Raw genomic sequence first — 23,506 nt, 5'->3', positions numbered from 1 at the left:
CGTGCGTGGTGGTTGGACAAACTCGGGGGCGGGGAGCATGCGAACTCCCATGGCCCCCGAGCGCCCGCCGATCAGCTACCGCAGCCGAAGGTGCCGAAGCTACCGGGGCAGCCCGCGCTGCCGAAGGTTCCGAAGGTTCCACCGCCCGTCTCAGCCTCGAGATCCTCGGTGCTCACCAGGGTCTCGATTTCGATGTCGTTCAGTGCGATGTTCTTGGGCATGACTGGACCTTTCTGAGGTTGGTCGACGTGCAGTCGACGGAGGGGGTGGTGTCCGGAATGGGGAGGGATTCCTCGGGCCGAGCAGCCATTCCGCCGCCCGTCGTCCGGATGTTCACAACGGTAGAAGCCGCCGGTCGCGAGCAGCACTGCCCCCTATCACCGGCTCACACGCAGCGCTGTCAGCGAGAGCGGATGACGGACGTCATGCGCTGACTGCCCCGCCGCGGCACGCAGAGTGGCATCGGCCAGCACCAGCGCGCCGCTGTACCGTGCTCGAATGAGCATCGACCCCTGGCCCCTGTTCTCGCTGGAGTTGCGCACGCCGCGGCTCGTGCTGCATCCGGTGCGCGACGCCGATCTCGGAGGACTCGGTGCCGCGGCCGTCGCCGGGATCCACGAGCCCGACCGCTCGCCGTTTCCCTCGCCGTGGGCGCAGGCACCGGCAGAGCGGCTGCCCGCCGAGCTCGCCCGGTACCACTGGTCGCTGCGCGCGCACACGTTGCCAAGCTCCTGGCGCGTCGCCTTCGCGGTGATCGAGGACGGCGTGGTCATCGGCTGCCAGGACATCGTCGCCGAGTCTTTCGCGGCGACGCGCACGCTCGCCTCCGGCTCGTGGCTCACGCACTCCGCGCAGGGGCGCGGACTCGGCCGCGAGATGCGGGCAGCGGCGCTACTCTTCGCCTTCGACCACCTGGGGGCAGAGGTCGCGGAAAGCGCTGCTCTGTCGTGGAATACCGCGTCGATTCGCGTGTCGGAGGCGCTCGGCTATCGTCCGAACGGCGTCCACCGCGTCGTCGGGCCGGACGGTAAAGGCGTCGAGGAGAGACGCTTCCGCGTTACTCCGGAGACGTTGGTGCGCCCAGATTGGCAACTCGACGGGACGGGGATCGACGGGGCACGCGCGCTACTCGTCTCGGTGTAGTTCCCCGGGGGAGAATGGGCGGGTGGCCTGAGCGACGACCTCCCCGACGACGTGGGTTACACCTCAACAAGCAGAAGTACAGCGGAGACGAAAGCGACTCCCACGGAGAGAAGGACACGAGCTGCCAGGCTCATAGACCGAATTCGAGCCGCAAGAGCAAAGGCGATAAAACCGACGCTGGCGCTCAGGCTGACCACAATGAGGGCAGTAGTTCCGGGCGGTACGAGGGAAGAGCCGTCCCGGCAGACTACCTTCGCGGGGAGGCTAAATTGCGCCACGACCGGTCCCGCACCGAGCGTCCGACACTCTTCACTCGCATCCCAGAAGCTTACAGCTCAGCCATTTACCACCAGACCAAGGGCGAGAAGCAGAAGACCAAGAAACAAACCCAGTACTTTCCAAACCCAGTACTTTCCAGGTATCTCGCGCCTGACTATCCTGTGTGTCAGGAATATCCTGTGTACGCAGAGTAGCTTCCTTCACACCTCTACAGGCCGCGCTCACTCAAGTGCTGCGCGCTCATTGATCTCATCAGCGACTGCTCAACCGCGCCCTCGCCACCGAATGGGCCTACGCCCGCCCCGACCTTAGCGAAGCAGCCAGAACCAATTCCAGCTAAAACTCCGCGAGACTCCCCCGCAGCCCGCCGCCCGGGTAGCCGCGGCGGAGGATCCCGCGACGACGCAGGATCGGCACGAGTTCGTCGAGCATCCGGTGCAGCGTGGTCGGGTGAAAGTCGCCCGAGAAGGCGAGACCATCGTTGTCCGCGTCCTCGCCCAGCTCCTGAACGAAGTCCGCTACCTCCTCCGCGGTGCCGACGAAGCCGCTCCGGTCGGCGATCAGGCCGAGCCGGGCCTTGGCGGTGAGGAGTTCGCGCAGCGGAGCATCCGGGCCAGCCTTCCCGTAGAGGCCGGCGACGCTGCCGCGCGACACGTGCTCGCCGAAGGCCGAGGGGTGCACCGGCCGGTCGAGGTCGAGCGCGGTGAGATCGGTCTCGAGGTCGCTCGACTGGCCGACGGCGATGGTCAGCAGCGCCTCCTCATCGGGGTGCGCGGAGGCGGCGACGAGACGTTCCGCCTCTTCCCGGCTCGCGACCACGACCGGCTTCACCACGAACAGCACGGTGAGGTCGTCGGGGTCTCGTCCGTGGGCAGCGACCGCGGCGCGCGCCCGCTCACGGTAGGCGCGAACGGCGGCGGTGTCGAGCGGGGCGAGGGCCAGCTGCACGCCGGACTGCGCGCCAGCGAAGTCGATGCCGCGGGGCGACCCTCCCGGCGACACGATCACCGGCTCTCCGGAGTCGAAGGGCAGAGCGTTGAGCGGTCCGTCGAAGGAGTAGTGGCGCCCGCGGTGCTGAACGGCGCGCAGGCGGTCACCGTCGGCGAAACGGCCTGTCGCCTCGTCCTGCACGAGGGCGCCGTGGTCCCAGCTACGCCAGAGCTCGCGGATGGAGTCCAGCCACTCGTGAGCGCGGTCGTAGGCGCCGTCATGCGGGAGCGGGTCGATGCCGAAGTGGCGACTGCTGCCCACATCAGTCACGACGTTCAGCCCGAGCCGGCCCTCACCGAGATGCTGGAGCGTGGCGAACTGCCGGGCGGCCTGGTAGGGGCTGTACGCCATCGGATTCACGGTCGGAGCGACTCCGAGGTGCCGGGTGGCGTCGAAGAGCGAGGGCGCGAGCAAGAGCGGGTCGTGCTTGGGTCCGCCGTACGCACGGCGCACCCGAAGGTCGAGGGTGCTCGCGGAGCCGAGCGAAAGCGCGTCCTCGATGAGGACGAGGTCGAACCCGGCCTGCTCGAGTTCCTGGGCACCCCGGCGGTAGAGGTCGGAGGTCGTCCAGGAATGGTCCCACTCCCAGGCGGGCTGCCCCCACGCTTGCGGGCCAAAACCGCGAGAGAGGAACCAGGCGAAGTGCTGCGGGACGCTCACGACGCCTCCGCCAGAACTCGCGCCAGGGTTACGGCATCGAGGCCGCGGGCCAGATCGGCCAGCAGATCCTGCACGTCCTCGATGCCGATGGACAGCCGGAGCAGCCCCGGCCCGATCCCGGCGGCGGCCAGCTGTTCCGCGGGGCGTCCAGTGTGCGTGGTGCTCGCCGGGTGCAGCACCAGTGAGCGGACGTCGCCGAGATGGGTCATCCGCGTGAACACGGAGAGCGAGTCCGAGAAGCGGCGCGCCGACTCCTCACCCCCGCGGAGCGTGAAGGAGAAGACCGAGCCTTGCCCGAGCGGCAGGAGCCGCCGCGCCAGCGCGTGCGACGGACTGGAGGCGAGGCCGCTGTAGTCCACGCGTGCGACCTCGGGTCGCCGCTCCAGCCAGCGGGCGATGCGCAGGGCGTTCCGCGACTGGTGCCGAACACGGAGCGACAGGGTCTCGAGACCCTGCTCGAGCAGGAACGAGGTGAGCGGCGAGACGGTTGGACCCATCCGGGAAGCGACCACGTCGCGGGCGTAGCGGAGGAAGGCACGGGCGGGGTCAGGACCGTGTGCGGCGAGGTGCGGGAAGGCCGCGGGGCGGGCCGTCCAGTCGAAACGACCGGCGTCAACGACGACTCCGGCGATGACGGCGCCGTGCCCGGCGAGGAACTTGCTCGCCGAGTGCACGACCACGTCGGCGCCGTGCTCGATCGGTCGGAGCAGATACGGAGTAGCGAACGTGTTATCGACGACCAAAGGGACACCGGCGCGGTGCGCGACGTCGGCGACGAGACCGATGTCGACCAGGTCGTTGCGCGGGTTCGGGATCGGCTCGATGAGCACGGCCCGCGTGCGTTCGGTGATCGCGTCCGCCCAGGCGGAGGAATCACCGGCGTCCGCGACGAAGGTCGTCGTGATGCCCAGGCGAGCGAAATTCTCGAGCAGGAGGTTGCGGGTGCCCTCGTAGAGGCTGGCCGCGGCGACGACGTGGTCGCCCGCCGAGGCGAGTGCCAGCAGTGCGACGGTGATCGCGGCCTGCCCGCTCCCGACGACGAGCGCTTCCACGCCGCCCTCGAGCGCAGCGAGGCGTCGCTCTACGGCGTCCGTCGTCGGATTGCCCACGCGGGTGTAGGTGTATCCGTCCGCGCCGGCGAAGCGCTCGCGCCCCTCCTCGAACGAGTCGAAGCCGAATCCGGCGGTGAGGTAGATCGGCGTGCGCCGCGCGTGCAGAGCATCCTCGACTCCTGCCGCGTGCAACTGCCGGGTGGCGAAGCCCCACTCCTTCGCAATGCTCGCCACGTCCGCCATGAGTCCCGCCTCCTCACCGCCGACCACCGGCGATGCTGCCAGGGTTCCACGGCGGGAGCTACGACAACGCGGTGTTACCCGCTGTGACGTCCCACGCGCTGCCAGGGGCACAGAGAGCCGCCACAGTCCACTCACCAGCCCAGCGTTCCACGCGCCCCTTTAAAGGGGCCGACCACGCGGGAGGTGATCCAGCCACCGTAAAAGACGCCCGGCTGCGGCTGCACCATCTCGCCGTCGACGGTGCACGAACCCATCCGCCCGGGGTAGAGCGCGACCATGTCACGGAGCGCTTCGAAGCCGGGCGCCGGCTCCGGGTAGGTCCAGCCCGCGCCCTCGGCCACCGCTCCCGCGCCACCCTTCACGGTGAGGTAGGCGGCGGTGCCCTTGAACTCGCAGTAGCTGCGGCCTGGCGCAAGCTCGAGAGCGCCCGGCGCGAACGATGCAGCGGGCAGGTAGTAGACGGGAGGGTGGCTCGTCTCGAGCACACGAAGCGCCTCGCGCGTCTCAGCGACGACGGCACCGCCCAGCCGGACGACGACGTGCTCGCCGGTGGTCTCGACCCTCGGCGGTCGCGGGTAGTCCCAGACGGATTCCTGGCCCTCGGCGGGCGGCACACGCTTCATCCCGATCACGCTACGCGCCAGGTTATGGGTGACCGGCCCCTCCCAGGCGATGCTCTGCAGGGCGATTGAGCATCCGTTGATCGCCGCCCGGGAGCCGCGGCCTCGCCCCGGTCGCGTAACGTCGTCCCTGTGCCGGAATCCCGAGACCGCGCACAGAAGGATTCCAGAGTGCCCACCGAATGCATCCACGGCCTCGACATCGCGCTCTGCGACGTCTGCTCCCCCGCCAAGCTCCCCGAGCCCGTCGGTCGCGCCACGCGCGCCCCCGCCCGGGTGCCCGGCACCTCCCGCGCAGCGACTGCTCGTGCTGCGGCTCGCGGCACGGCCAAGGAAAAGCCCCTGCCGAAGGTCGACATCGCGGCCCAGCGGATTTACCACGTCACCCACCTCGACAACCTCGAGGCGATCGTTGCCGCCGGTGCGATCCTCGCCGACCAGGTGCTCACCGAGCGTCCGGCGGTCGACGTGAGCGCCGACACCACCCGCGAGCACCGCCGAGCCGTGCAAGTGAAGGACGGCAGGAGCGTCGCGGGCTTCGTCCCTTTCTTCCTCTCCCCCGACGCCGCGCTCTGGGCCGACCTGCGCGGAGAACGCGTCGCCCCGCACTGGTCGCCGAGCGCTCAGGAGACGACGGCCTCGCAGTTCGTCATCCTCGTCGGCTCTCTCGCCTCCGCCTCCGTGCTGACTGATGGCGACGCCTCGCACGTGCTCACCCGCTTCAGCGAGGGCGACGCCCTCGTGCGCACCTTCGCGCGCCTCCTGGTCGATGAGCCGGCGCTGCGCAGCGCCGAGGCTCTCGTGCCCGAGCGTTTCCCCCTCGACGAGGTCGCGACCGTCGGCGTCGCCTCCGTCGCCGCCCGGAAACGGGTCAAGGCGCTCTTCGAGGGCGTCGATGCCTCGCCCCGGGTCGCGATGTACCCGCCGTGGTTCCACCCGGTCGTCGAGGAGGAGTGACGCTGCGTTAGTCCGCGTCCAACAGGTCGAGGCGTTCAGCGAGATAGCGGCGCAGCGGCATCAGGCCCTGCTCGCCGAGGCGGGGCGCCCAGCGCACCATCACCTGGGCATCGCGCAGTGCCAGCGGCTCCTCACCGGCTTCGAGGGCGGCAACGTCCGTTCGGAGGCGACGCCAGCCGTAGTTGACGATCTCGCCCTCGCGGAACGGACCGTCGAAGGCGGCGCGGCGAATTTCCCGACGCTCCTCCTGCGACTCCGACTGATTGTTGGCGTGCAGCGGAGCGACCGCGCGCGTCACGGAGCCAGTGGCAAAGAGTTCGCCCCCGTGACCAAGCAGCACGACGCCGAGGCGCCAGGCGCGAGTGACCGGAGCCATGACGGGCTTTCGACGAAAGCCGAGGATCGCGCGGGGGGTGCGCAACTCGGCGAGTGCCTGATCGGCGACGTGGCGAGCGTCGAGTTCGGCGGACACCTCGTGCAGGAGTGCCGCGAGATCCGCTGCGGCCTGCGCGGCACCGAGTGCTCCGGGCATCGTTCCTCCTCGGCTCGTCCCGCCAGCCTACGGGCGTCGTCAGCACCGCTTTCGCCGCGCTGCACCGCTACGATCACCTGACGACACCGAGGAGGACGAGCGATGCGCGTCATTATGATGGGCCCGCCCGGCGTGGGCAAGGGCACCCAGGCGGCCATTCTGGCCCGCGAGCTGGGCGTGCCAGCGATCTCCACGGGGGAACTGTTCCGCGCGCACGTCGCCGACGGCAGCGAACTGGGTCGGCGCCTGCGCGCGCTCGTCGAGACCGGGGAGTACGTGCCGGACGAGGTGACGAACGCCCTGGTCGCCGAGCGCATCGACGAAGCGGACGCCCGCGACGGCTTCATCCTCGACGGCTATCCGCGCACTCTCGCCCAGGTGGGCGCCCTCTCGACGATGCTCGACGAGCGCGGCACTCCGCTCTCGCGCGTCGTGCTGCTGACGGCAGACCCGGACATCGTCCTCGCCCGACTGCACGCACGCTCAGCCGAGCAGGGCCGCGCCGACGACGACCCCGAGGTGGTGCGGAATCGCATCGAGGTCTACGAGCGCGAGACGGCTCCGCTGGCCGACGTCTACGACGAGCAAGGCTTGCTCGCTCGGATCGACGGCTCGGCCGCGCAGGACGAGGTGGCCGCGCGGATCCTCGCGGCGTGCCGACCCGAGTGAGCCGGCCCGCCGCGACAGGAGGTTAGATCGCCGAAGCGAGGACCTCGTCGAGGGTGGCCGAGGCCTCCTCGTCCGTGCCCTTGAGGGCGAGCGAGAGTTCGGACACCAGGATTTGACGGGCCTTGAGGAGCATCCGCTTCTCGCCGGCCGAGACGCCACCCGCCTGCTCGCGACGCCACAGGTCGCGGACGACCTCGCTGACGCGGTAGACGCTGCCGCTCGCCATCTTTTCCTGGTTGGCCTTGAAGCGGCGCGACCAGTTGCTGGCCTCCTCCGCAACATCGCTGCGCAGGACGTCATAGACGGCCTGGACCCCAGCGTCGTCGATGATCTCGCGGACACCGACGAGTTCGGCGTTCTCGACGGGGAGGGTGATCGTCAGTTCGCTGGTGTGCACGTTCATGGTCATGAACGTCTTCTCGATGCCCTTGACCGAGCGCTTTTCGAGCCCGGTAATCGTCACCGCTCCGTGGTGCGGGTAGACCAGGGTCTCGCCGACCTCGAATGTCATCATGTCGTGCCTTTCATCGTGGGGCGTAGTGGGGGTGGGGAGGCAGGGTGGCACAGCGGAGCCGCGACGAGCCACGTCGGCAAAAGGGAGACGAGGTGCTCGACCAGCTCCTCGTCGGTGCCGTCGAGAGAGCCGGCGAGCCAGGCGCCCACGACGGCCAGCACGCCGCCGGCGGCGAACGTGACGGTGAACTCGGCATCGACGGTGCTCGGGACGTCGGCCCGGGCGAGCACAGCGCGGTGCAGGGCGAGGGCCGTGTCGAGAACGGCGTCGTCGGAGGCGACCCGGGCGGAGGCGCGAGCGCGCAGGCGAGCGTGGAACGCGTGGCGGTCGACCAGGCGCTCGACAAGGCGGGAGTAGCCACGGCGCAGCGCCTGCGCGCCGGTGCGGTCGCCAGCATCGCCCGCGGTGACGTCGGCGACCAGGAGGTCTTCGCGGAGCAGCGCGGATGCGACCGCGGCCGCGTCGTCGAAGTGCGCGTAGAAGGAGCTGCGGCTGATACCCGCCTCGCGGACGATGTCGCTCACGGCGATACCCTCGGCCCGCTCTCCTCCGCTCTGCATGACGAGGCGCTCGACCGCGTCGAACACCCGGCCGCGCGTGCGCCGACTGCGCGGATCTGCGGACCCGGGATGTGCAACACCCGAAGAAGAGGAATGGTCCGCCGGGTGCACGGGGGCGAGGCGAACGGAAGACATTATCACTACCATACCACTTCCCGGACAGGTGTTCGGAAAATCAGCTCAGGAGGCACCGGCCGGCGCGCGATCCAGCCGCGCGATGCGGTCGAGAGCGGCCTGGGGGTCGCGGTCATTCCGCGAGCAGCTCGCGCACGTCATCCGCTGTCAGCGCCCGCGCGAAGAGCTCGCCCTCATCGAGCACCGCGGTACTGAGCCGCCCCTTGCGCTCCTGGAGGCGCACAATTTTCTCCTCGATCGTGTCCTTCGCGACCAGCCGGTAGACGTTGACCCGGCGCTCCTGACCGATCCGGTGCGCTCGATCGACGGCCTGCGCCTCGGCGGCGGGATTCCACCAGGGGTCGAGGACGAAGACGTGGTCGGCTTCGGTGAGGGTGAGGCCGGTGCCGCCCGCCTTGAGGCTGATCAGGAAGACCGGCGCCGCCCCCGAGCGAAACTCCTCGATCACTCCGGCTCGGTCACGGGTGGAGCCGTCGAGCTGGACGAAGGGGATGCCGCGGCGCCGCAGCCGCTCCCCGGCCCGCTCCAGGTAGGAGGTGAAGGTACTGAACACGAGCGCCCGACGCCCCTCGGCAAGGACGTCGTCCAGCTGCTCGACGAGCACGTCGAGCTTGGCGGAGGGCACGTGCCGGTAGGCAGGATCGACCAGCGAGGCGTCGAGCGCGAGCAGGCGCAGGAGGGTGAGCGAGCGGAACACGGTGAACCGCTGGCGGTCGAGATCATCGACAAGCCCGAGGAGCTTGCGCCGCTCGCGCTGGAGGTAGCCGTCATAGAGCACGCGGTGGGCCGGGGTGAGCACGACCTCGATCGTCTGCTCCTGCTTCTCGGGCAGCTCCGGGGCGACCGCCTCCTTCGTGCGGCGAAGCAGGAAGGGGCGGATCCGGCGGCGCAGGCGCTCGAGGCGGCGTCGCGCGCCCTCCGCGTGGGGAAGCGTCCGCCCGTCCGACCGGCCCGGCCGAAGCGACGATCGAGGCGAGACGATGCCGATCGGCACCTGGGCGTGCAGGATCGGCCGGGTGTACTCCTCCCGGAACCTCCGGAGCGGAGGCAGCAACCCGGGGGCGACCAGCGCGAGCACGGCCCACAGCTCGTCCAGCGAGTTTTCGAGCGGCGTGCCGGTGAGGGCGATCGTGACGGGGGCGCCGATGCCTCGGGCCGCACGATGGGTCTGCGACGCGGGATTCTTCACGAACTGCGCTTCGTCGAGGATCAGCGCCGACCACTCCCGCGCCGCCCACTGCTCGCCGCCGAGCCGCAGCACCGCGTAGCTGGTGAGCACGACGTCGGCGTGGGCGGGGATCGCGGCGATCGACTCCTCCCGCGCGCTGCCGACGACGTGAACGCTGAGGCCCGGAGCGAAACGCTCGGCCTCCGCGCGCCAGCCGGACACGACCGAGGTGGGGGCGACCACGAGGAACGGCGCCCTGCGCGTGTCGGTGCGGCGCGCCTCCTCGACCGCGTGAAGCATCATCGCGAGCGCCTGCAGAGTCTTGCCGAGCCCCATGTCGTCAGCGAGGATCCCGCCGAGCCCGGCGCCCAGGCGGTGCACCAGCCAGGCGTAGCCCTCACGCTGATAGGGGCGGAGCCGCGCGATCAGCCCCGCGGGCGGCGCCACGTCCTCCGGGGAGCCGGCGGCCAGGGCGGCGGCGAGCACATCGCGCCAGGCGTCGGACGCGATGCTCTCGTCGGCCAACTCCTCCAGCTCGTCCCACAGGGCGCTCTGGTGCCGGCCGAGGCGCGGACCCGTTTCCCACTCGTCGAGCTCGTCGGCGCAAGCCAGCAGCTCGCGGAGCCGGTCGAGACCGGGGTGCGCGAGCGAGAGGTAGGAGTGGTCGACCAGTCGGATGCGGTCGCCGCCCGCTGCGAGAGCGCGAAAGAGCGGGAGGAACGGCACGGTCGCGTCACCGATCGTCACCACGACGCCGAGGTCAAACCAGTCAGCGTTCTCGGTGTCGACGGCGGTGATCGTGAGCGTGAGCGGCCCGTTCAGGAGGCGGTAGTCGGGAGCGGCTCCCTCCCGCTCGACGCGCACACCGCCCACCATCTCGAGTGCGGGGAGCTGCTCGACCACAAACACCGCCGCGTCGGCGCCCCGCAGCACGGTGGTCGCTCCCGGCTCCGGCACGAGCGTCGACCCCGCCTCGGCCAGGACCGAGCGCACCCGGCGCAGGACCGCCCGCTCACGCGCGGGGTCGGCCGTGCCATCGAGCTCGCTCGCGCGATCCGGCGTTCGCCGCCAGTGCCAGCCGACCCGCACCACCCGCCGGGGCTCGAAGGACACCGTGCAGACGAGGCGAGGCGGCTCGGGTTCCTCGAGCACCAGGTCGACGGCCTCCTCCCGCAGCGCGACACGGCTCCGCAGGGCGGGCAGATGCTCGCGGATGAACTCGGGCACATCCTGCGCGGGTACCGCGGTCGCGTCCGGATGATCGAGCAGCCGCAGCTCCTCGTCGCCGAAGGGCAGGGGTGCCGGGGCGAGGAGGAGTGACGACGGGTCGCCGCTCTCGACCGCGTAGACGCCGTGTCGCGCGACGGGCCGCGCCGACTCGAGCGGAAACTCCTCCCCGTCGATGCGGAGAACGGGCCGCAGGTGCAGGGTGCCGGAGTCGTCGGACACGCTCACCCCCACGTGCACAAGACCACCGAGTCGGACGCTGCCCTTCTCGGGCGCGAGCAAGCGGATGCCCGACTCCTGCGCCTGCTCGAGGAGCCGCCAGAGCAGCGGGCTCTCGTAGTCGTCAAGGTGGATCCAGTCGGGATCCTGCCCCAGATGTACCGTGCGGGTCGCGCGGTGCAGGGCGGCGAACTCGGCGAACCAGCGCTGGTGCCCCGGGTCGAGGGAGAGCCGATGGGTCTGGAAGTTCAGCGACTTCCAGGTGAGGGTCGTGCGGTTCCAGGCTCCTCCCCTGCCCTGGACCACGGGGCGCGTCGCAAGGCGGTGCTCCCGTCGCTCCTGCGGGTCGTACCCCCTGGCCGTGACCCGCTCGCTCGCCGGTGCACGCCACGGATCGTCAGCCCGACGCACGAGCCTCCGCAGCTCGAACTGCAGACCGATCGGCGTGAGCACGGTCGGCCTGAGCACGGGGGCTGTGCCGTCATCGACCGAGCCGCTGAGCTCACCGACGCGGGCGCGCCAGAAGGACGGGGAAGGCGACTCGGAGGGCATCGCCCCATGCTGTCACGCACCTCCGACACACTTCCCCGGGCACCCGCCCCCACGGCCGCGGCGGGCAGAATCGGAGGATGAGCAGCAGCGACTCCTCCGAGCCCACCGTTCTCACCCTCGGCAGCGACAGCCTCCGTCTCGCGCTGACCACCGCCGGAGCCGAGATGACGTCGCTCCGCGATGGTGAGGGCCGCGAGTACCTGTGGCAGGCGGGTCCCGAGTGGCGCAGGCACGCACCGGTGCTCTTCCCGATCATCGGACGCCTGCCCGGCGACACCCTGCATCACCAGGGGGTCGATTACCAAATGGGACAGCACGGCTTTGCGCGCGACCGCGTCTTCGACCTCGCCGGTGTCTCGGGCGACGAGGCCGTCTTCCGGCTCCGCAGCGACGACGCGACCCGGGCGGTCTTCCCCTTCGACTGGACACTGCTCGTCGCCTACGCGGTCACCGGATCGACGCTACGGATCACCCAGACCGTCGAGAATCGCGGAACGACCACGCTCGGAGTCTCGGTCGGCAACCACCCCGCGTTCGCCCTGCCGCTCCCGGGCGGCCACGGCGAGCACCGCATCCGCTTCGCCCAGCCCGAACCGGAGGGGTACCGCCGCGCCCCCGAGAACCTGCTGGTCGCCCAACGCCACCCCGCACCACTGACGAACGGAGTGCTGACGGTCACCGATGCGCACTTCGACGAGGGAGTAATGATCTTCGACGAGCCGCGCCGCCGCTCACTCCGCCTCGAAGCGGACGGAGCGGCCCACTCCATCGAGGTCGATACCGGCGACTTCGATGTGGTCGGCATCTGGAAGCCGGTCGGCGCGCCCTTCGTCTGTCTCGAACCCTGGAAGAGCATCCCAACCCCGGAGGGCTGGGACGGCGACATCATCGACAAGCCACGCCAGCTCGTCCTCGCCCCCGGCGAGCAGCGGAGGCAGTCCTTCAGCATCACACTCGTCTAGCACCCTCGCACCACAGCCGGATCGACTCGTCACGAAGGGCTGCCTTCGTCGTGCTGAAGCAACCGCTCGCGACGACTCGACACGACCGTCACCTCGAACAGGCGCGGCGGAAACGACCTGCTGTGGACTCAGTGGTCCCAGTTCTCGACGCGGTCGGTCGAACTGGACGAGCCGACGACGTGCACCCGCATGTCGTTGGTGGTGCCGGCGCGTCCGGGAGGCGACCCGGAGACAACGACGACGATCTCGCCGGGCTGGGCGAGGCCCTCGCGCAGCAGCACCGCGTCCACCTGCGCAAACATCGCATCCGTGTGGTTCACGCGCGGCGTGACGAATGACTGCACACCCCAGTTGAGCGCCATCCGGCGCCGGACGGCGGGCTCCGGCGTGAACCCGATGATCGGGATGCCGTGGCGCAGGCGGGTCATCCGGCGCACCGAGTCGCCCGACTCCGTGAACACGCAGAGGAACTTCGCCTCGACGAACTCCGCAACCTCAGCGGCCGCCAGGGTGACCGATCCGCCCTGGGTGCGGGGCTTCGATCCGAGCGGCGGAATCCGCTCCAGGCCGTGTTCCTCCGTGGATTCGACGATGCGCGCCATGGTCTGCACGGTGACGACGGGCCACGCGCCGACGCTGGTCTCGCCCGAGAGCATGACCGCGTCCGCGCCGTCGAGAATCGCGTTCGCGACATCGGAGGCCTCGGCGCGGGTGGGGCGCGGGCTCTCGATCATCGACTCGAGCATCTGCGTGGCGACGATGACCGGCTTCGCCCAGCGCCGTGCGAGTTCCACGGCGCGCTTCTGCACGATCGGCACGGCCTCGAGGGGAAGCTCGACGCCCAGGTCACCGCGGGCGACCATGATGCCGTCGAAGACGTCGATGATCTCCTGCAGGTTGTCGACCGCCTGCGGCTTCTCGATCTTGGCGATCACGGGAGCCTTGCGGCCCTCCTCCGCCATGATCTCGTGCACGCGGACGATGTCGCTCGCGCTGCGCACGAAGGAGAGCGCGATGATGTCGGCACCGAGGCGGATCGCCCAGCGCAGGTCGTCCTCGTCCTTCTGCGAGAGCGCAGGGACGTTGACGGCGACACCGGGCAGGTTGATGCCCTTGTTGTTCGAGACGTTGCCGGGGACCACGACCTCGGTGACGACGCGCGGGCCGTCGACGGCGGTGACGCGGACCGCGACCTTGCCGTCGTCGATCAGGAGCATGTCGCCCGGGTTCACGTCGTCCGGCAGGCCCTTGAAGGTGGTGCCGGAGAGTTCCTTGGTGCCGAGGACGTCTTCCGTGGTGATCGTGAAGACGTCACCCTCGGCGAGAGCGTACGGGCCGCCCTCGAACTTGCCCAGGCGGATCTTCGGACCCTGTAGGTCGACCAGGACCGCGACCGCGCGACCGGCGTCGTCCGCCGCCTGACGAACGATGCGGTAGACGCCCTCGTGGACGTCGTAGCTGCCGTGGCTAAGGTTCATGCGAGCCACATCCACGCCGGCGTCGATGATCGCACGAATGGTCTCGTACGACGACGTGGCGGGGCCGAGGGTGGCGACGATTTTCGCTCGTCTCATTGAGGGGGTGCTCCGTTGTTCTGTGCCCGGAGGCGCGTGGTTAGCAGGGAGGGTGAGCTGGTTTTCTGGCGGGGCGAGACTATCGCGTCCACGGGACTAGAGCGTGAAGCCGCGGTCGTTCGGACGCACAGGCGCGGGCAGTTGCGTGGTGCCCTCGAGATAGCGGTCGACTTCGGCCGCGACCGAGCGGCCCTCCGCAATCGCCCAGACGATCAGGGACTGTCCCCGACCGGCGTCGCCGGCGACGAAGACTCCGGGGGCGCTCGTCTCGAAGGCGTCCCCGCGCGCCACGTTGCCGCGCTCGGTGAAAGGCACCTCGAGCTGGCGACCGAGATGGTCCGACTCCGGGCCGGTGAAGCCCAGGGCGAGCAGGACCAGATCGGCCGGGATCTCGCGCTCGGTGCCGGCCCTGGGGACGCGGCGTCCGTCGAGGTACTCGGTCTCGGCCACGCGCACGGCGCGGACCTCGCCGCCCTCGTTCGCGAGGAACTCCACCGTCGAGGCGAGGAACATCCGCTCGCCGCCCTCCTCGTGCGCGCTCGAGACCTCGAACACCGTTGGGTCCATCGGCCACGGCTGGCTGTCCGGGCGCTCCGACGGCGGCTGCTGACCGATCGCCAGGTTCGTCACCGAGGCGGCCTTCTGCCGGTGCGCCGTCCCGATGCAGTCGGCTCCCGTGTCGCCTCCGCCGAGGATCACGACGTGTTTCCCCTCGGCGGAGATCTGCTCGAAGACCCGGTCGCCCGCGATGGCGTGGTTTGACTGCACCAGGTACTCCATGGCGAAGTGCACTCCGTCGAGGTCACGGCCCGGGATGGGCAGGTCGCGCGGCACGAGTGCGCCCGTGGCAATCACGACCGCGTCGTAGCGGGCGCGCAGGTCGTTCCAGGTGATGTCGGAGCCGATGTCGACGCCGGCGCGGAAGCGGGTGCCCTCGGCCTTCATCTGGTTCAGTCGCAGCTCAAGGTGCTTCTTCTCCATCTTGAAGTCCGGGATGCCGTAGCGCAGGAGCCCGCCGATGCGGTCGTCGCGCTCGTAGACCGCAACGGTGTGCCCGGCCCGGGTGAGCTGCTGCGCGGTGGCGAGGCCCGCAGGACCGGAGCCGACGATCGCGACGGTCTTGCCGGTCAGACGCTCGGGCGGGTGCGGCTGCACCCAGTCATTGCCGAACGCCTGATCGATGATCGAGACCTCGATCTGCTTGATGGTGACGGCCGGCTGGTTGATGCCGAGCACGCAGGACGACTCGCACGGCGCCGGGCACAGCCGACCCGTGAACTCCGGGAAGTTATTGGTCGCGTGCAAGCGCTCGATCGCCTGTCGGCCCTCGCCGCGCCACATCAGGTCGTTCCACTCCGGGATCAGGTTCCCGAGCGGGCAGCCCTTGTGGCAGAACGGGATGCCACAGTCCATACAGCGGCCCGCCTGGCGGCGCAGTACGGCGGAGTCGCCCTGCTCATACACCTCTTTCCAGTCCATCAGGCGCACGGACACGGGGCGCCGCTTGGGCAACTCCCGGTCCTGCACCTTCAGAAACCCCTTGGGATCAGCCACCGGTTACCTCCAGAATTCGTCCCCACACGACGTCGCCGTCAGGATCGAGCCCCTCCTCGGCAGCGGATGCGCGCGTCGCGAGCACCGCGGCGAAGTCGCGGGGCAGTACCTTGACGAAACGCGAGACGGTCCCGTCGAAGTCGTCGAGCATCCCCTGCGCCAGGGTCGACTCGGTTTCGGCGACGTGGCGCTCTAGCAGGTCGCGCAGGATCTCCGCATCGGCGCTGCCGAGCTCGGAGAGGGTCAGTTCGCCCGAGGCGAGGGCGTCGCGGTTGACGAGCTCACGCCGCAGGCCGTGGATGTAGGCGGTGCCGCCCGACATGCCGGCGCCGAGGTTCCGCCCGGTCTCGCCGAGGATGACCGCGAGGCCGCCCGTCATGTACTCGAGCGCGTGGTCGCCCACTCCCTCGACCACCGCTGTCGCACCGGAGTTGCGAACCAGGAAGCGCTCGCCGACCATCCCGCGGATGAACATCGTGCCCTGGGTTGCCCCGTACCCGATGACGTTGCCCGCGATCACATTGGCGGAGGCGTCGAAGGTGCTGCGACGGTCGGGGCGGACGACAATTTGGCCGCCCGAGAGCCCCTTGCCGACGTAGTCGTTCGAGTCGCCCTCGAGACGCAGCGTGATGCCCGCCGGGAGGAACGCTCCGAGCGACTGACCAGCGGAACCGCGCAGCGAAACGACGATGGAGTCGGCAGGCAGACCGTTCTCGCCGTAGCGGACGGTGACCTCGTGGCCGAGCATCGTGCCGACCGCGCGCTCCGTGTTCTTAATCTCGCGCTCGATGGCGACGGTGCCGCGATGATCGAGCACGTTCGCCGCGAGACGGATCAGATCGTTGTCGAAGTGCTGCTCGAGCTCGTGCTCCTGCGCGCGGCCGTGCCGGCGCGGCTCCTCCGCCGTGAACACGGGGCCCACGAGGATCGGCGTGAGATCGAGGCCGCTCGCCTTCCAGTGCTCGATCGCATGGTCGACATCCAGCAGCTCACGGTGCCCGACGATCTCGTCGATGCTCCGGAAGCCGAGCTGCGCGAGGTACTCGCGCACCTCCTGGGCGATGAACTCGAAGAAGTTGACGACGAACTCCGGCTTCCCGGTGAAGCGCTTGCGCAACTCCGGATTTTGCGTCGCGACGCCCACCGGGCAGGTGTCGAGGTGGCACACGCGCATCATGATGCAGCCCTCGACGATCAGCGGAGCCGTCGCGAAGCCGAACTCCTCGGCTCCGAGCAGAGCGCCGATGACGACGTCGCGGCCGGTCTTCATCTGGCCGTCGACCTGCACCACCACGCGGTCGCGCATGCCGTTGAGCATCAGCGTCTGCTGGGTCTCGGCCAGGCCGAGTTCCCAGGGAGTGCCCGCGTGCTTGAGCGAGTTGACCGGGCTCGCGCCGGTACCGCCGTCATGCCCCGAGACGAGGATGACGTCGGCGAGGGCCTTCGCGGTGCCGGCGGCGACCGCTCCGATGCCCGACTGGCTCACCAGCTTCGCGTGGATGCGCGCTGACGGGTTCGCCCGCTTGAGGTCGAAGATCAGCTGCTTGAGGTCCTCGATCGAGTAGATGTCGTGGTGCGGGGGCGGCGAGATCAGGCCGACGCCGGCGGTCGCATGCCGGGTGCGGGCGATCCACGGGTAGACCTTGGTCGGCGGCAACTGCCCGCCCTCGCCAGGCTTGGCACCCTGGGCGAGCTTGATTTGGATGTCGTCGGCGTGGGTCAGGTACATGCTCGTGACACCGAAGCGGCCCGAGGCGACCTGCTTGATCGCGGAGCGGCGCTCAGGGTCGAGCAGGCGCTCGGTGTCCTCGCCGCCCTCACCCGTGTTCGACTTCGCGCCCAGGCGGTTCATCGCGATGGCGAGCGTCTCGTGTGCCTCGGGCGAGATGGAGCCGTAGCTCATCGCTCCCGTCGAGAAGCGCTTGACGATCGCCTCCACCGGCTCGACCTCGTCGATCGGGATGGGGGTGCGCCCTGCTGTGTCGAGCCGGAACATGCCGCGGAGGGTCATCAGCGAGCCGGCCTGGTCATCGACCATCTTCGTGTACTCGCGGAACACGTCATAGCGGCGGTTGCGGGTCGAGTGCTGCAGGCGGAACACGGTGTCCGGGTTGAACAGGTGCGGGGCACCGTCGCGGCGCCACTGGTACTCGCCGCCGACCGCCAGGCGCTCGTGGGCGACGACCGCGCCGTCCTCGGGGTAGGCCGCGCGGTGACGGGCAGCGTTCTCCTCCGCGACCACGTCGATCCCGATGCCGCCGAGCTTCGAGACGGTGCCCGTGAAGTACTGGTCGACGAAAGCCTGGCTGAGCCCGACGGCCTCGAACGTCTGCGCACCGGCGTAGCTCGACACGGTCGAGATGCCCATCTTGGACATGATCTTGAGCACGCCCTTGCCGAGCGCCTTGATCACGTTCTTCACGGCCTTCTCGGGAGAGAGGTCCGAGATCATGCCGCTGCGCACCAGCTGCTCGCAGGTCTCCATCGCGAGGTACGGGTTCACCGCGGAGGCGCCGTAGCCGATGAGCGTGGCGACGTGATGCACCTCGCGGACGTCGCCGGCCTCGACCACGAGGCCCACGCGCATCCGGTTCTCGGTGCGGATGAGGTGGTGGTGCACAGCGGCCACCATCAGCAGCGACGGGATCGGGGCGAGGTCCTTGGTGGAGTCGCGGTCCGAGAGCACCAGGAACTGCGCGCCCGCGGCGATCGCCTCATCGGCCTCGTCGCACATCGCGTCAATCCGGTCTTGCATGGCGCGCGGACCCGCGTCGACCCGGTAGAGGCCGCGGATGGTCGTCGTGATGTGGCTGAGCGGACGCGGCGCGATGTGCTGGATCTTGGCCAACTCGTCGTTGTCGATCACCGGGAAGTCGAGGACCACCTGGCGCGCGTGCTCAGCGCCAGCGCCCAGCAGGTTGCGCGACGGCCCGAGCCCGAGGCGGAGCGACGTGACGACCTCCTCGCGAATCGAGTCGAGCGGCGGGTTGGTCACCTGCGCGAACGCCTGGGTGAAGTAGTCGAACAGCAGGCGCGGGCGCTTCGAGAGCACCGCGACCGGGGTGTCTGAACCCATCGCGCCGAGCGGCTCCGCACCGGCGCGCGCCATCGGCAGCAGCAGGAGGCGGACCTCCTCCTCGGTGTAGCCGAAGGTGCGCTGGCGGCGGTTGACAGACGCGGGCGTGTGCACAATGTGCTCGCGCTCTGGCAGGTCCTTGAGATTGATCCGGCCCTTCTCGAGCCACTCCGAGAAGGGGCCTGAGGCGGCGAGCTGCCCCTTGATCTCTTCGTCCTCGACGATGCGGCCCTGCTCGGTGTCGACCAGGAACATCCGACCGGGCTGGAGGCGACCCTTGCGGACCACCGTCGCCGGGTCGATGTCGAGCACGCCGATCTCGCTCGCCAGCACGACGAGTCCGTCGTCGGTGACGACGTAGCGGCCGGGGCGGAGGCCGTTGCGGTCGAGGGTCGCGCCGACGAGTTCACCATCGGTGAAGACGATCGCGGCCGGACCGTCCCACGGCTCCATGAGCATCGAGTGGTACTCGTAGAAGGCCCGGCGCTGGGGGTCGAGGGCGCCGTCCTGGTTCTCCCAGGCCTCGGGCACCATCATCATCACGGCGTGCGGGAGCGAGCGGCCGGCGAGGTTCAACAGCTCGACGGTCTCGTCGAATGAGGCGGAGTCGCTCCGGCCAGGCGAGACGATCGGGAACAGCGGCGAGAGGTCGCCCAGCTCGCGGCTCTTCAACTGCGACTGGCGGGCGCGCATCCAGTTGCGGTTGCCCTGCACCGTGTTGATCTCGCCGTTATGCGCGATCATCCTGAACGGCTGCGCCAGCGGCCACGACGGGAACGTGTTGGTGGAGTAGCGCGAGTGCACCAACGCCAGCTTCGAGGCGAAGCGCTCGTCCGAGAGATCGGGGTAAAAGGGCTCGAGCTGGAGCGTCGTCACCATGCCCTTGTAGACGAGAGTGCGACTCGACAGCGACATGAAGTACACCTCGAGCTCGCGCTCGACGCGCTTGCGCAGGCGGAAGGTCAGGCGGTCCAGGCGGACGGAGGCGAGGGGGACGCCGCTCTCGTCGGTCAGGTCGCTCGTGAGAAACAGCTGCTCGATCGCGGGCATCGCCGCGCGGGCGAGCGTGCCGATCTCGTCGGGCTGCACCGGGACGGAGCGCCAGCCGAGCACCGAGAGGTTCTCTTCCCGGGCGATCTCGGCGATCGTCGCCTTGACGCGCTCGCGCTCGAAGACGTCGACGGGCAGAAAGGCGTTGCCGACCGCGTACTGGCCGAGCGGCGGCAACTCGAACGGAGCGACCGCGCGCAGGAACTCATTCGGGATCTGGGTGATGATGCCCGCGCCATCGCCCGTCCCTGCGTCGGAGCCGACGGCTCCGCGGTGCTCGAGGTTGCGCAGTGCGTTCAGGGCGGCATCGATAATGTCGTGGCCGGCGGTGCCGCGCATGGTGGCGACCATCGCAAGACCGCACGCGTCCTTCTCGGCGGACGGGTCGTACATCCCCTGGGCCGTCGGTGCGCCGAGGAAGGGCACGACGGGGACCTGGGGCGATGGCTGGGCGGAGGCCATGGGAACCGTCCTCACGGGGGTGATGGCTGATCGGGACGTCGCTGGCCCGCGGTGGTGGAGGAGGGGCGGCTCCCCGATCGGGAGGGCCGCGGGACTGCCTCGGCGCGAGCGTCGCGCGCCATCGGCGGTGCCTGCGCGACAGCCCGCCCGCGGCAGCGCTCGTGGCTGCGCCGCAGGTGAGCGGTCGTGCGGGTATCGGGCACCCGGGTGGAGGTCGCGGAGGCTCCGCGACCTCCGTCAGGTGCGGGAGACCGTCGACTTCTCGGCGTCGGTGCCGGAAGAAGGGGTAGTGGCGTCGTCAGAGTCGGACTCGACGTCCTCGAATTCTATCTCAGCGGGAGCGGGCGTCCACTCGCGACCCGGCCGGTACGCCGACGGTTCTGCACCGGGGTGCTCGCGCTTCTGAATCACGACGATCACGAGGCCAATCACCACCGCCAGCAGAGCAGCCCAGACGTTGGTGCGGATGCCCAGGAAGAACTCGCTCGGGTCGATCCGGATCGACTCGAACCAGACGCGGCCGATGCCGTACCAGATGAGGTAGGCGGCGAAGACGGTGCCCCACTGCAGCTTGAGTCGGCGCTCCAGCAGCAGGATGACGGCGATGCCGACGACGTTCCAGAGAATTTCGTAGAGGAACGTCGGGTGGAACAGCGTGCCCACCGGCAGGCCGACGGGGAAGGCGGGGTTCGTCGGCTCGATCTCGAGGCCCCAGGGCAGCGTCGTCGGCAGACCGAACAGCTCGTGGTTGAACCAGTTGCCGAGGCGGCCGAGCGCCTGCGCGGCGAGCATGCCGGGCGCGAGGGCATCGGCGAAGGTCCAGAAGCGGACGCCGGTCCAGCGGCAGCCGATGAACGCGCCGACAGCGCCGCCGATCAGACCGCCGAAGATGGCGTTGCCGCCGTTCCAGATGCGGATGACCTCCCACGGGTCGGCCCCCGCGGAGAAGTAGTCGCCGGGATGCGTCAGCACGTGGTACGCGCGGGCGCCGACGATGCCGAGCGGCACCGCCCAGATGATGATGTCGAGCACGACCCACGGCTCAGCGCCGCGGCGCTTCAGGCGCTGGTTGGTCATGATCGTCGCCACGATGATCCCCGCGAGGATGCACAGTGCGTAGGTGTGGATCGCGAGCGTCCAGTTGCCGATCGTGAGGTCGTACTGACTCCACGCGTCGGGAGGGCTCGGGATGCTCAGCGGTACGGACACCGGTACTCGACCTTTCGAAAGAGGGGGTCCCCGGGCACGGCTGGACCGTGCCCCGGCGGGCATCCCGATTGTAGCGGGAGGCGATCAGCGCTCGGAGCGGGTGCCCTCGGCGAGGCCGCGCGACGTCTCAGCGACGGCGTCGACGCCTCCGGAGGCGAGAGCGCGCACCAGAGCGGAACCGACGATCGCGCCGTCAGCGTAAGCGAGGATCTCGGCGACCTGGTCGCCCGTCGAGATGCCGAGGCCGACGCAGGCGCTCTCGGAGCCGGCTGCGCGGAGCCGGTCGACGAGTGTGCGCGCGGCCGAGTCGACGTCGGTGCGCGCGCCCGTGATGCCCATCGTGGAGACCGCGTAGACGAATCCGCGGCTCTGCTCGACCGCCTGGCGCAGACGCTCGTCGGTCGAGGAGGGTGCCGCGAGGAACACGCGGTCAAGTCCCAGCCGCTCCGAGACGGCGAGCCACTCCGCGCCCTCGTCCGGGATGAGGTCGGGGGTGATGAGGCCGGAGCCGCCCGCCTCGGCCAGGTCAGTCGCGAAGCGTTCGACCCCGTACTGCAGCACGGGGTTGTAGTAGGTCATCACCAGGACCGGCGCGTCGACGCGCGCCCGAATCTCGCGGACCGCCTCGAAGCCGTGGCGCAGGCGGAAGCCGCCAGCGAGGGCGGCCTGGGTCGCCTCCTGGATCACCGGCCCGTCCATCACCGGGTCGGAGTAGGGCAGGCCCAACTCGATCGCATCGACGCCGTTCTCTGCCATGGCGACCGCGGCATCGATGCTGGTGGGCAGGTCGGGGAAGCCGACGGGCAGGTACCCGATCAGGGCGCCCGCCGCCTCCTCGTTCCGGCGCCGAACGGTCTCAGCGACGCTCGGCCCACGGCCACTCACGACTGCACCGCCCCCTGATCCATCAGGCCGAAGTAGTGCGCGGCCGTGGTCATGTCTTTATCGCCGCGACCGGAGAGGTTGACGAGGATCGTCGCCTGGGCTCCCAGCTCGCGGCCGAGTTCGAGGGTGCCGGCGAGGGCGTGCGCGGACTCGATGGCCGGGATGATGCCCTCCGTGCGGCTGAGCAGCATAAGCGCGTCCATCGCGGCGGAGTCAGTGACGGCGCGGTAGTCGGCGCGCCCGATGCTGGCGAGCCAGGCGTGCTCGGGGCCGATGCCCGGGTAATCGAGGCCGGCCGAGATCGAATGGGACTCGATGGTCTGGCCGTCCTCGTCCTGAAGGAGGAGGCTGCGCGCGCCGTGCAGGACACCGGGGCGACCCTTGCTGATGGTCGCCGCATGGCGCGGAGTGTCGATCCCGTCGCCTCCGGCCTCGAAGCCGACGAGGCGCACCTTGGCGTCGTCGAGGAACGCATGGAAGATGCCCATCGCATTCGAGCCGCCACCGACGCAGGCGGTGACGGCGGTGGGCAGCGCGCCGGTCAGTTCGAGCACCTGCTCGCGCGCCTCCTCGCCGATGATCTTCTGGAAGTCGCGCACGAGCGCCGGGAACGGGTGCGGGCCCGCGACCGTGCCGAAGATGTAGTTGGTGGTGCCGACGTTCGTGACCCAGTCGCGCATCGCGTCGTTGATCGCGTCCTTGAGAGTGCGCGAACCGGTGGTGACGGGGATGACCTCGGCGCCCAGCAGACGCATCCGAGCGACATTGAGCGCCTGACGCTCGGTGTCAACCTCGCCCATGTAGACGACGCAGTCGAGGCCGAAGAGGGCGGCGGCCGTCGCGGTCGCCACGCCATGCTGACCCGCTCCCGTCTCGGCGATGACACGCGTCTTGCCGATGCGCTTCGTCAGCAGCGCCTGGCCGAGCACGTTGTTGATCTTGTGCGAGCCGGTGTGGTTGAGGTCCTCGCGCTTGAGGATGATCCGCGCGCCGCCGGCGTGCTCGGCGAACCGGGGCACCTCGGTGATGATCGAGGGTCGGCCGGTGTAACTGCGGTGCAGCTCCATCAGCTCGGCCGCGAACTCGGGGTCGACCTTCGTTCGTTCGTACTCGGCGCTCAACTCATCCAGCGCCTCGACGAGGGACTCGGGGACGTAGCGCCCGCCGAACTCGCCGAAGTAGGGACCGAGTTCATCCCGGAGTGCCATGGGGTA

The 23,506-nt window shown here is 69.8% G+C and carries 18 protein-coding genes; 4 read left to right on the top strand and 14 right to left on the bottom strand.

The genetic code is table 11. From position 1 onward, the window contains the following. Nucleotides 1-71: 71 nt before the first annotated feature. A complete protein-coding gene (locus HRF29_RS01095; protein ID WP_173243396.1) occupies nucleotides 72-221 on the bottom strand; it encodes a hypothetical protein in 150 nt (49 codons plus the stop codon). Nucleotides 222-498: 277 nt separating this feature from the next. Here HRF29_RS01095 and HRF29_RS01090 point away from each other — a divergent pair, with 277 nt between their 5' ends. Next, nucleotides 499-1,143, top strand: coding sequence for a GNAT family N-acetyltransferase (locus HRF29_RS01090; protein WP_173243393.1), 645 nt, complete (start codon nucleotides 499-501; stop codon nucleotides 1,141-1,143). A 615-nt stretch (nucleotides 1,144-1,758) separates the two neighbouring features. Here HRF29_RS01090 and HRF29_RS01085 read toward each other — a convergent pair. The 3 genes from HRF29_RS01085 to HRF29_RS01075 form a co-directional block, all read right to left on the bottom strand. Further along, a complete protein-coding gene (locus HRF29_RS01085) occupies nucleotides 1,759-3,072 on the bottom strand; it encodes an LLM class flavin-dependent oxidoreductase (RefSeq protein WP_173243389.1) in 1,314 nt (437 codons plus the stop codon). Next, nucleotides 3,069-4,367: an O-acetylhomoserine aminocarboxypropyltransferase/cysteine synthase family protein gene (locus HRF29_RS01080; protein WP_173243386.1), complete on the bottom strand. Its 1,299-nt coding sequence runs from the start codon at nucleotides 4,365-4,367 to the stop codon at nucleotides 3,069-3,071. Before HRF29_RS01080 ends, HRF29_RS01085 begins: the two co-directional genes overlap by 4 nt. A 131-nt stretch (nucleotides 4,368-4,498) precedes the next feature. Continuing rightward, nucleotides 4,499-4,990, bottom strand: a complete 492-nt coding sequence (locus tag HRF29_RS01075) for a DUF427 domain-containing protein (protein WP_173243383.1) — start codon at nucleotides 4,988-4,990, stop codon at nucleotides 4,499-4,501. A gap of 168 nt (nucleotides 4,991-5,158) precedes the next feature. On the opposite strand from HRF29_RS01075, the gene HRF29_RS01070 reads away from it, so the two are divergent. Continuing rightward, entirely contained in the window at nucleotides 5,159-5,944 is a 786-nt protein-coding gene (locus tag HRF29_RS01070; protein ID WP_173243380.1) for a DarT ssDNA thymidine ADP-ribosyltransferase family protein, read from the top strand. A 7-nt stretch (nucleotides 5,945-5,951) separates the two neighbouring features. Here the strand turns inward: HRF29_RS01070 and HRF29_RS01065 are convergent, their stop codons facing one another. Then, the gene (locus HRF29_RS01065) at nucleotides 5,952-6,476 is read right to left on the bottom strand and encodes a hypothetical protein (RefSeq protein WP_173243377.1); all 525 of its coding nucleotides are present in this window, start codon (nucleotides 6,474-6,476) and stop codon (nucleotides 5,952-5,954) included. 102 nt (nucleotides 6,477-6,578) lie between these two features. On the opposite strand from HRF29_RS01065, the gene HRF29_RS01060 reads away from it, so the two are divergent. Further along, nucleotides 6,579-7,145 carry an adenylate kinase gene (locus HRF29_RS01060; RefSeq protein ID WP_173243374.1) on the top strand — a complete coding sequence of 189 codons (567 nt, stop codon included), beginning with the start codon at nucleotides 6,579-6,581 and terminating at the stop codon, nucleotides 7,143-7,145. 22 nt (nucleotides 7,146-7,167) lie between these two features. On the opposite strand, the gene HRF29_RS01055 is transcribed toward HRF29_RS01060, so the two are convergent. The 3 genes from HRF29_RS01055 to HRF29_RS01045 all read right to left on the bottom strand — a co-directional run bounded on the left by HRF29_RS01055 (nucleotide 7,168) and on the right by HRF29_RS01045 (nucleotide 11,520). Next, complete coding sequence (locus HRF29_RS01055; protein WP_173245794.1) at nucleotides 7,168-7,656, bottom strand: CarD family transcriptional regulator; 489 nt, start codon at nucleotides 7,654-7,656, stop codon at nucleotides 7,168-7,170. Next, nucleotides 7,656-8,354, bottom strand: coding sequence for a TetR/AcrR family transcriptional regulator (locus HRF29_RS01050; protein ID WP_173243371.1), 699 nt, complete (start codon nucleotides 8,352-8,354; stop codon nucleotides 7,656-7,658). Before HRF29_RS01050 ends, HRF29_RS01055 begins: the two co-directional genes overlap by 1 nt. A gap of 112 nt (nucleotides 8,355-8,466) precedes the next feature. Next, nucleotides 8,467-11,520 carry a DEAD/DEAH box helicase gene (locus HRF29_RS01045; protein WP_173243368.1) on the bottom strand — a complete coding sequence of 1,018 codons (3,054 nt, stop codon included), beginning with the start codon at nucleotides 11,518-11,520 and terminating at the stop codon, nucleotides 8,467-8,469. A 77-nt stretch (nucleotides 11,521-11,597) separates the two neighbouring features. Between HRF29_RS01045 and HRF29_RS01040 the strand changes: the two genes are divergently transcribed. Then, nucleotides 11,598-12,482, top strand: coding sequence for an aldose 1-epimerase family protein (locus HRF29_RS01040; protein ID WP_173243366.1), 885 nt, complete (start codon nucleotides 11,598-11,600; stop codon nucleotides 12,480-12,482). A gap of 128 nt (nucleotides 12,483-12,610) precedes the next feature. On the opposite strand, the gene pyk is transcribed toward HRF29_RS01040, so the two are convergent. The 6 genes from pyk to trpB all read right to left on the bottom strand — a co-directional run bounded on the left by pyk (nucleotide 12,611) and on the right by trpB (nucleotide 23,500). Continuing rightward, on the bottom strand, nucleotides 12,611-14,056 hold the full coding sequence (pyk, locus tag HRF29_RS01035) for a pyruvate kinase (RefSeq protein ID WP_173243363.1): 1,446 nt from the start codon (nucleotides 14,054-14,056) through the stop codon (nucleotides 12,611-12,613). 96 nt (nucleotides 14,057-14,152) lie between these two features. After that, on the bottom strand, nucleotides 14,153-15,610 hold the full coding sequence (locus HRF29_RS01030; RefSeq protein ID WP_173243360.1) for a glutamate synthase small subunit: 1,458 nt from the start codon (nucleotides 15,608-15,610) through the stop codon (nucleotides 14,153-14,155). Further along, complete coding sequence (gene gltB / locus HRF29_RS01025) at nucleotides 15,603-20,198, bottom strand: glutamate synthase large subunit (protein WP_173243357.1); 4,596 nt, start codon at nucleotides 20,196-20,198, stop codon at nucleotides 15,603-15,605. Before gltB ends, HRF29_RS01030 begins: the two co-directional genes overlap by 8 nt. A 237-nt stretch (nucleotides 20,199-20,435) precedes the next feature. Next, nucleotides 20,436-21,407 carry a prolipoprotein diacylglyceryl transferase gene (gene lgt, locus HRF29_RS01020; RefSeq protein ID WP_343043598.1) on the bottom strand — a complete coding sequence of 324 codons (972 nt, stop codon included), beginning with the start codon at nucleotides 21,405-21,407 and terminating at the stop codon, nucleotides 20,436-20,438. 84 nt (nucleotides 21,408-21,491) lie between these two features. After that, nucleotides 21,492-22,292: a tryptophan synthase subunit alpha gene (trpA, locus tag HRF29_RS01015; protein WP_173243351.1), complete on the bottom strand. Its 801-nt coding sequence runs from the start codon at nucleotides 22,290-22,292 to the stop codon at nucleotides 21,492-21,494. Then, complete coding sequence (gene trpB, locus HRF29_RS01010) at nucleotides 22,289-23,500, bottom strand: tryptophan synthase subunit beta (RefSeq protein WP_173243348.1); 1,212 nt, start codon at nucleotides 23,498-23,500, stop codon at nucleotides 22,289-22,291. Before trpB ends, trpA begins: the two co-directional genes overlap by 4 nt. Between the last annotated feature and the right edge of the window lie 6 nt (nucleotides 23,501-23,506).

The organism is Rathayibacter agropyri (assembly GCF_013249015.1).
GTDB lineage: Bacteria > Actinomycetota > Actinomycetes > Actinomycetales > Microbacteriaceae > Rathayibacter > Rathayibacter agropyri.
The sequence above is the reverse complement of the archived record's forward strand: the minus strand, read 5'-3'. Positions and strand labels throughout refer to the sequence as shown.

What these genes read in the sequence shown, in the direction of transcription:
- HRF29_RS01095 (WP_173243396.1), bottom strand. Translation starts at nt 221, where the DNA reads ATGCCCAAGAACATCGCACTGAACGACATCGAAATCGAGACCCTGGTG.
- HRF29_RS01090 (WP_173243393.1), top strand. Translation starts at nt 499, where the DNA reads ATGAGCATCGACCCCTGGCCCCTGTTCTCGCTGGAGTTGCGCACGCCG.
- HRF29_RS01080 (WP_173243386.1), bottom strand. Translation starts at nt 4,367, where the DNA reads ATGGCGGACGTGGCGAGCATTGCGAAGGAGTGGGGCTTCGCCACCCGG.
- HRF29_RS01075 (WP_173243383.1), bottom strand. Translation starts at nt 4,990, where the DNA reads ATGAAGCGTGTGCCGCCCGCCGAGGGCCAGGAATCCGTCTGGGACTAC.
- HRF29_RS01065 (WP_173243377.1), bottom strand. Translation starts at nt 6,476, where the DNA reads ATGCCCGGAGCACTCGGTGCCGCGCAGGCCGCAGCGGATCTCGCGGCA.
- HRF29_RS01060 (WP_173243374.1), top strand. Translation starts at nt 6,579, where the DNA reads ATGCGCGTCATTATGATGGGCCCGCCCGGCGTGGGCAAGGGCACCCAG.
- HRF29_RS01055 (WP_173245794.1), bottom strand. Translation starts at nt 7,656, where the DNA reads ATGACATTCGAGGTCGGCGAGACCCTGGTCTACCCGCACCACGGAGCG.
- HRF29_RS01050 (WP_173243371.1), bottom strand. Translation starts at nt 8,354, where the DNA reads ATGTCTTCCGTTCGCCTCGCCCCCGTGCACCCGGCGGACCATTCCTCT.
- HRF29_RS01045 (WP_173243368.1), bottom strand. Translation starts at nt 11,520, where the DNA reads ATGCCCTCCGAGTCGCCTTCCCCGTCCTTCTGGCGCGCCCGCGTCGGT.
- HRF29_RS01040 (WP_173243366.1), top strand. Translation starts at nt 11,598, where the DNA reads ATGAGCAGCAGCGACTCCTCCGAGCCCACCGTTCTCACCCTCGGCAGC.
- pyk (WP_173243363.1), bottom strand. Translation starts at nt 14,056, where the DNA reads ATGAGACGAGCGAAAATCGTCGCCACCCTCGGCCCCGCCACGTCGTCG.
- gltB (WP_173243357.1), bottom strand. Translation starts at nt 20,198, where the DNA reads ATGGCCTCCGCCCAGCCATCGCCCCAGGTCCCCGTCGTGCCCTTCCTC.
- trpB (WP_173243348.1), bottom strand. Translation starts at nt 23,500, where the DNA reads ATGGCACTCCGGGATGAACTCGGTCCCTACTTCGGCGAGTTCGGCGGG.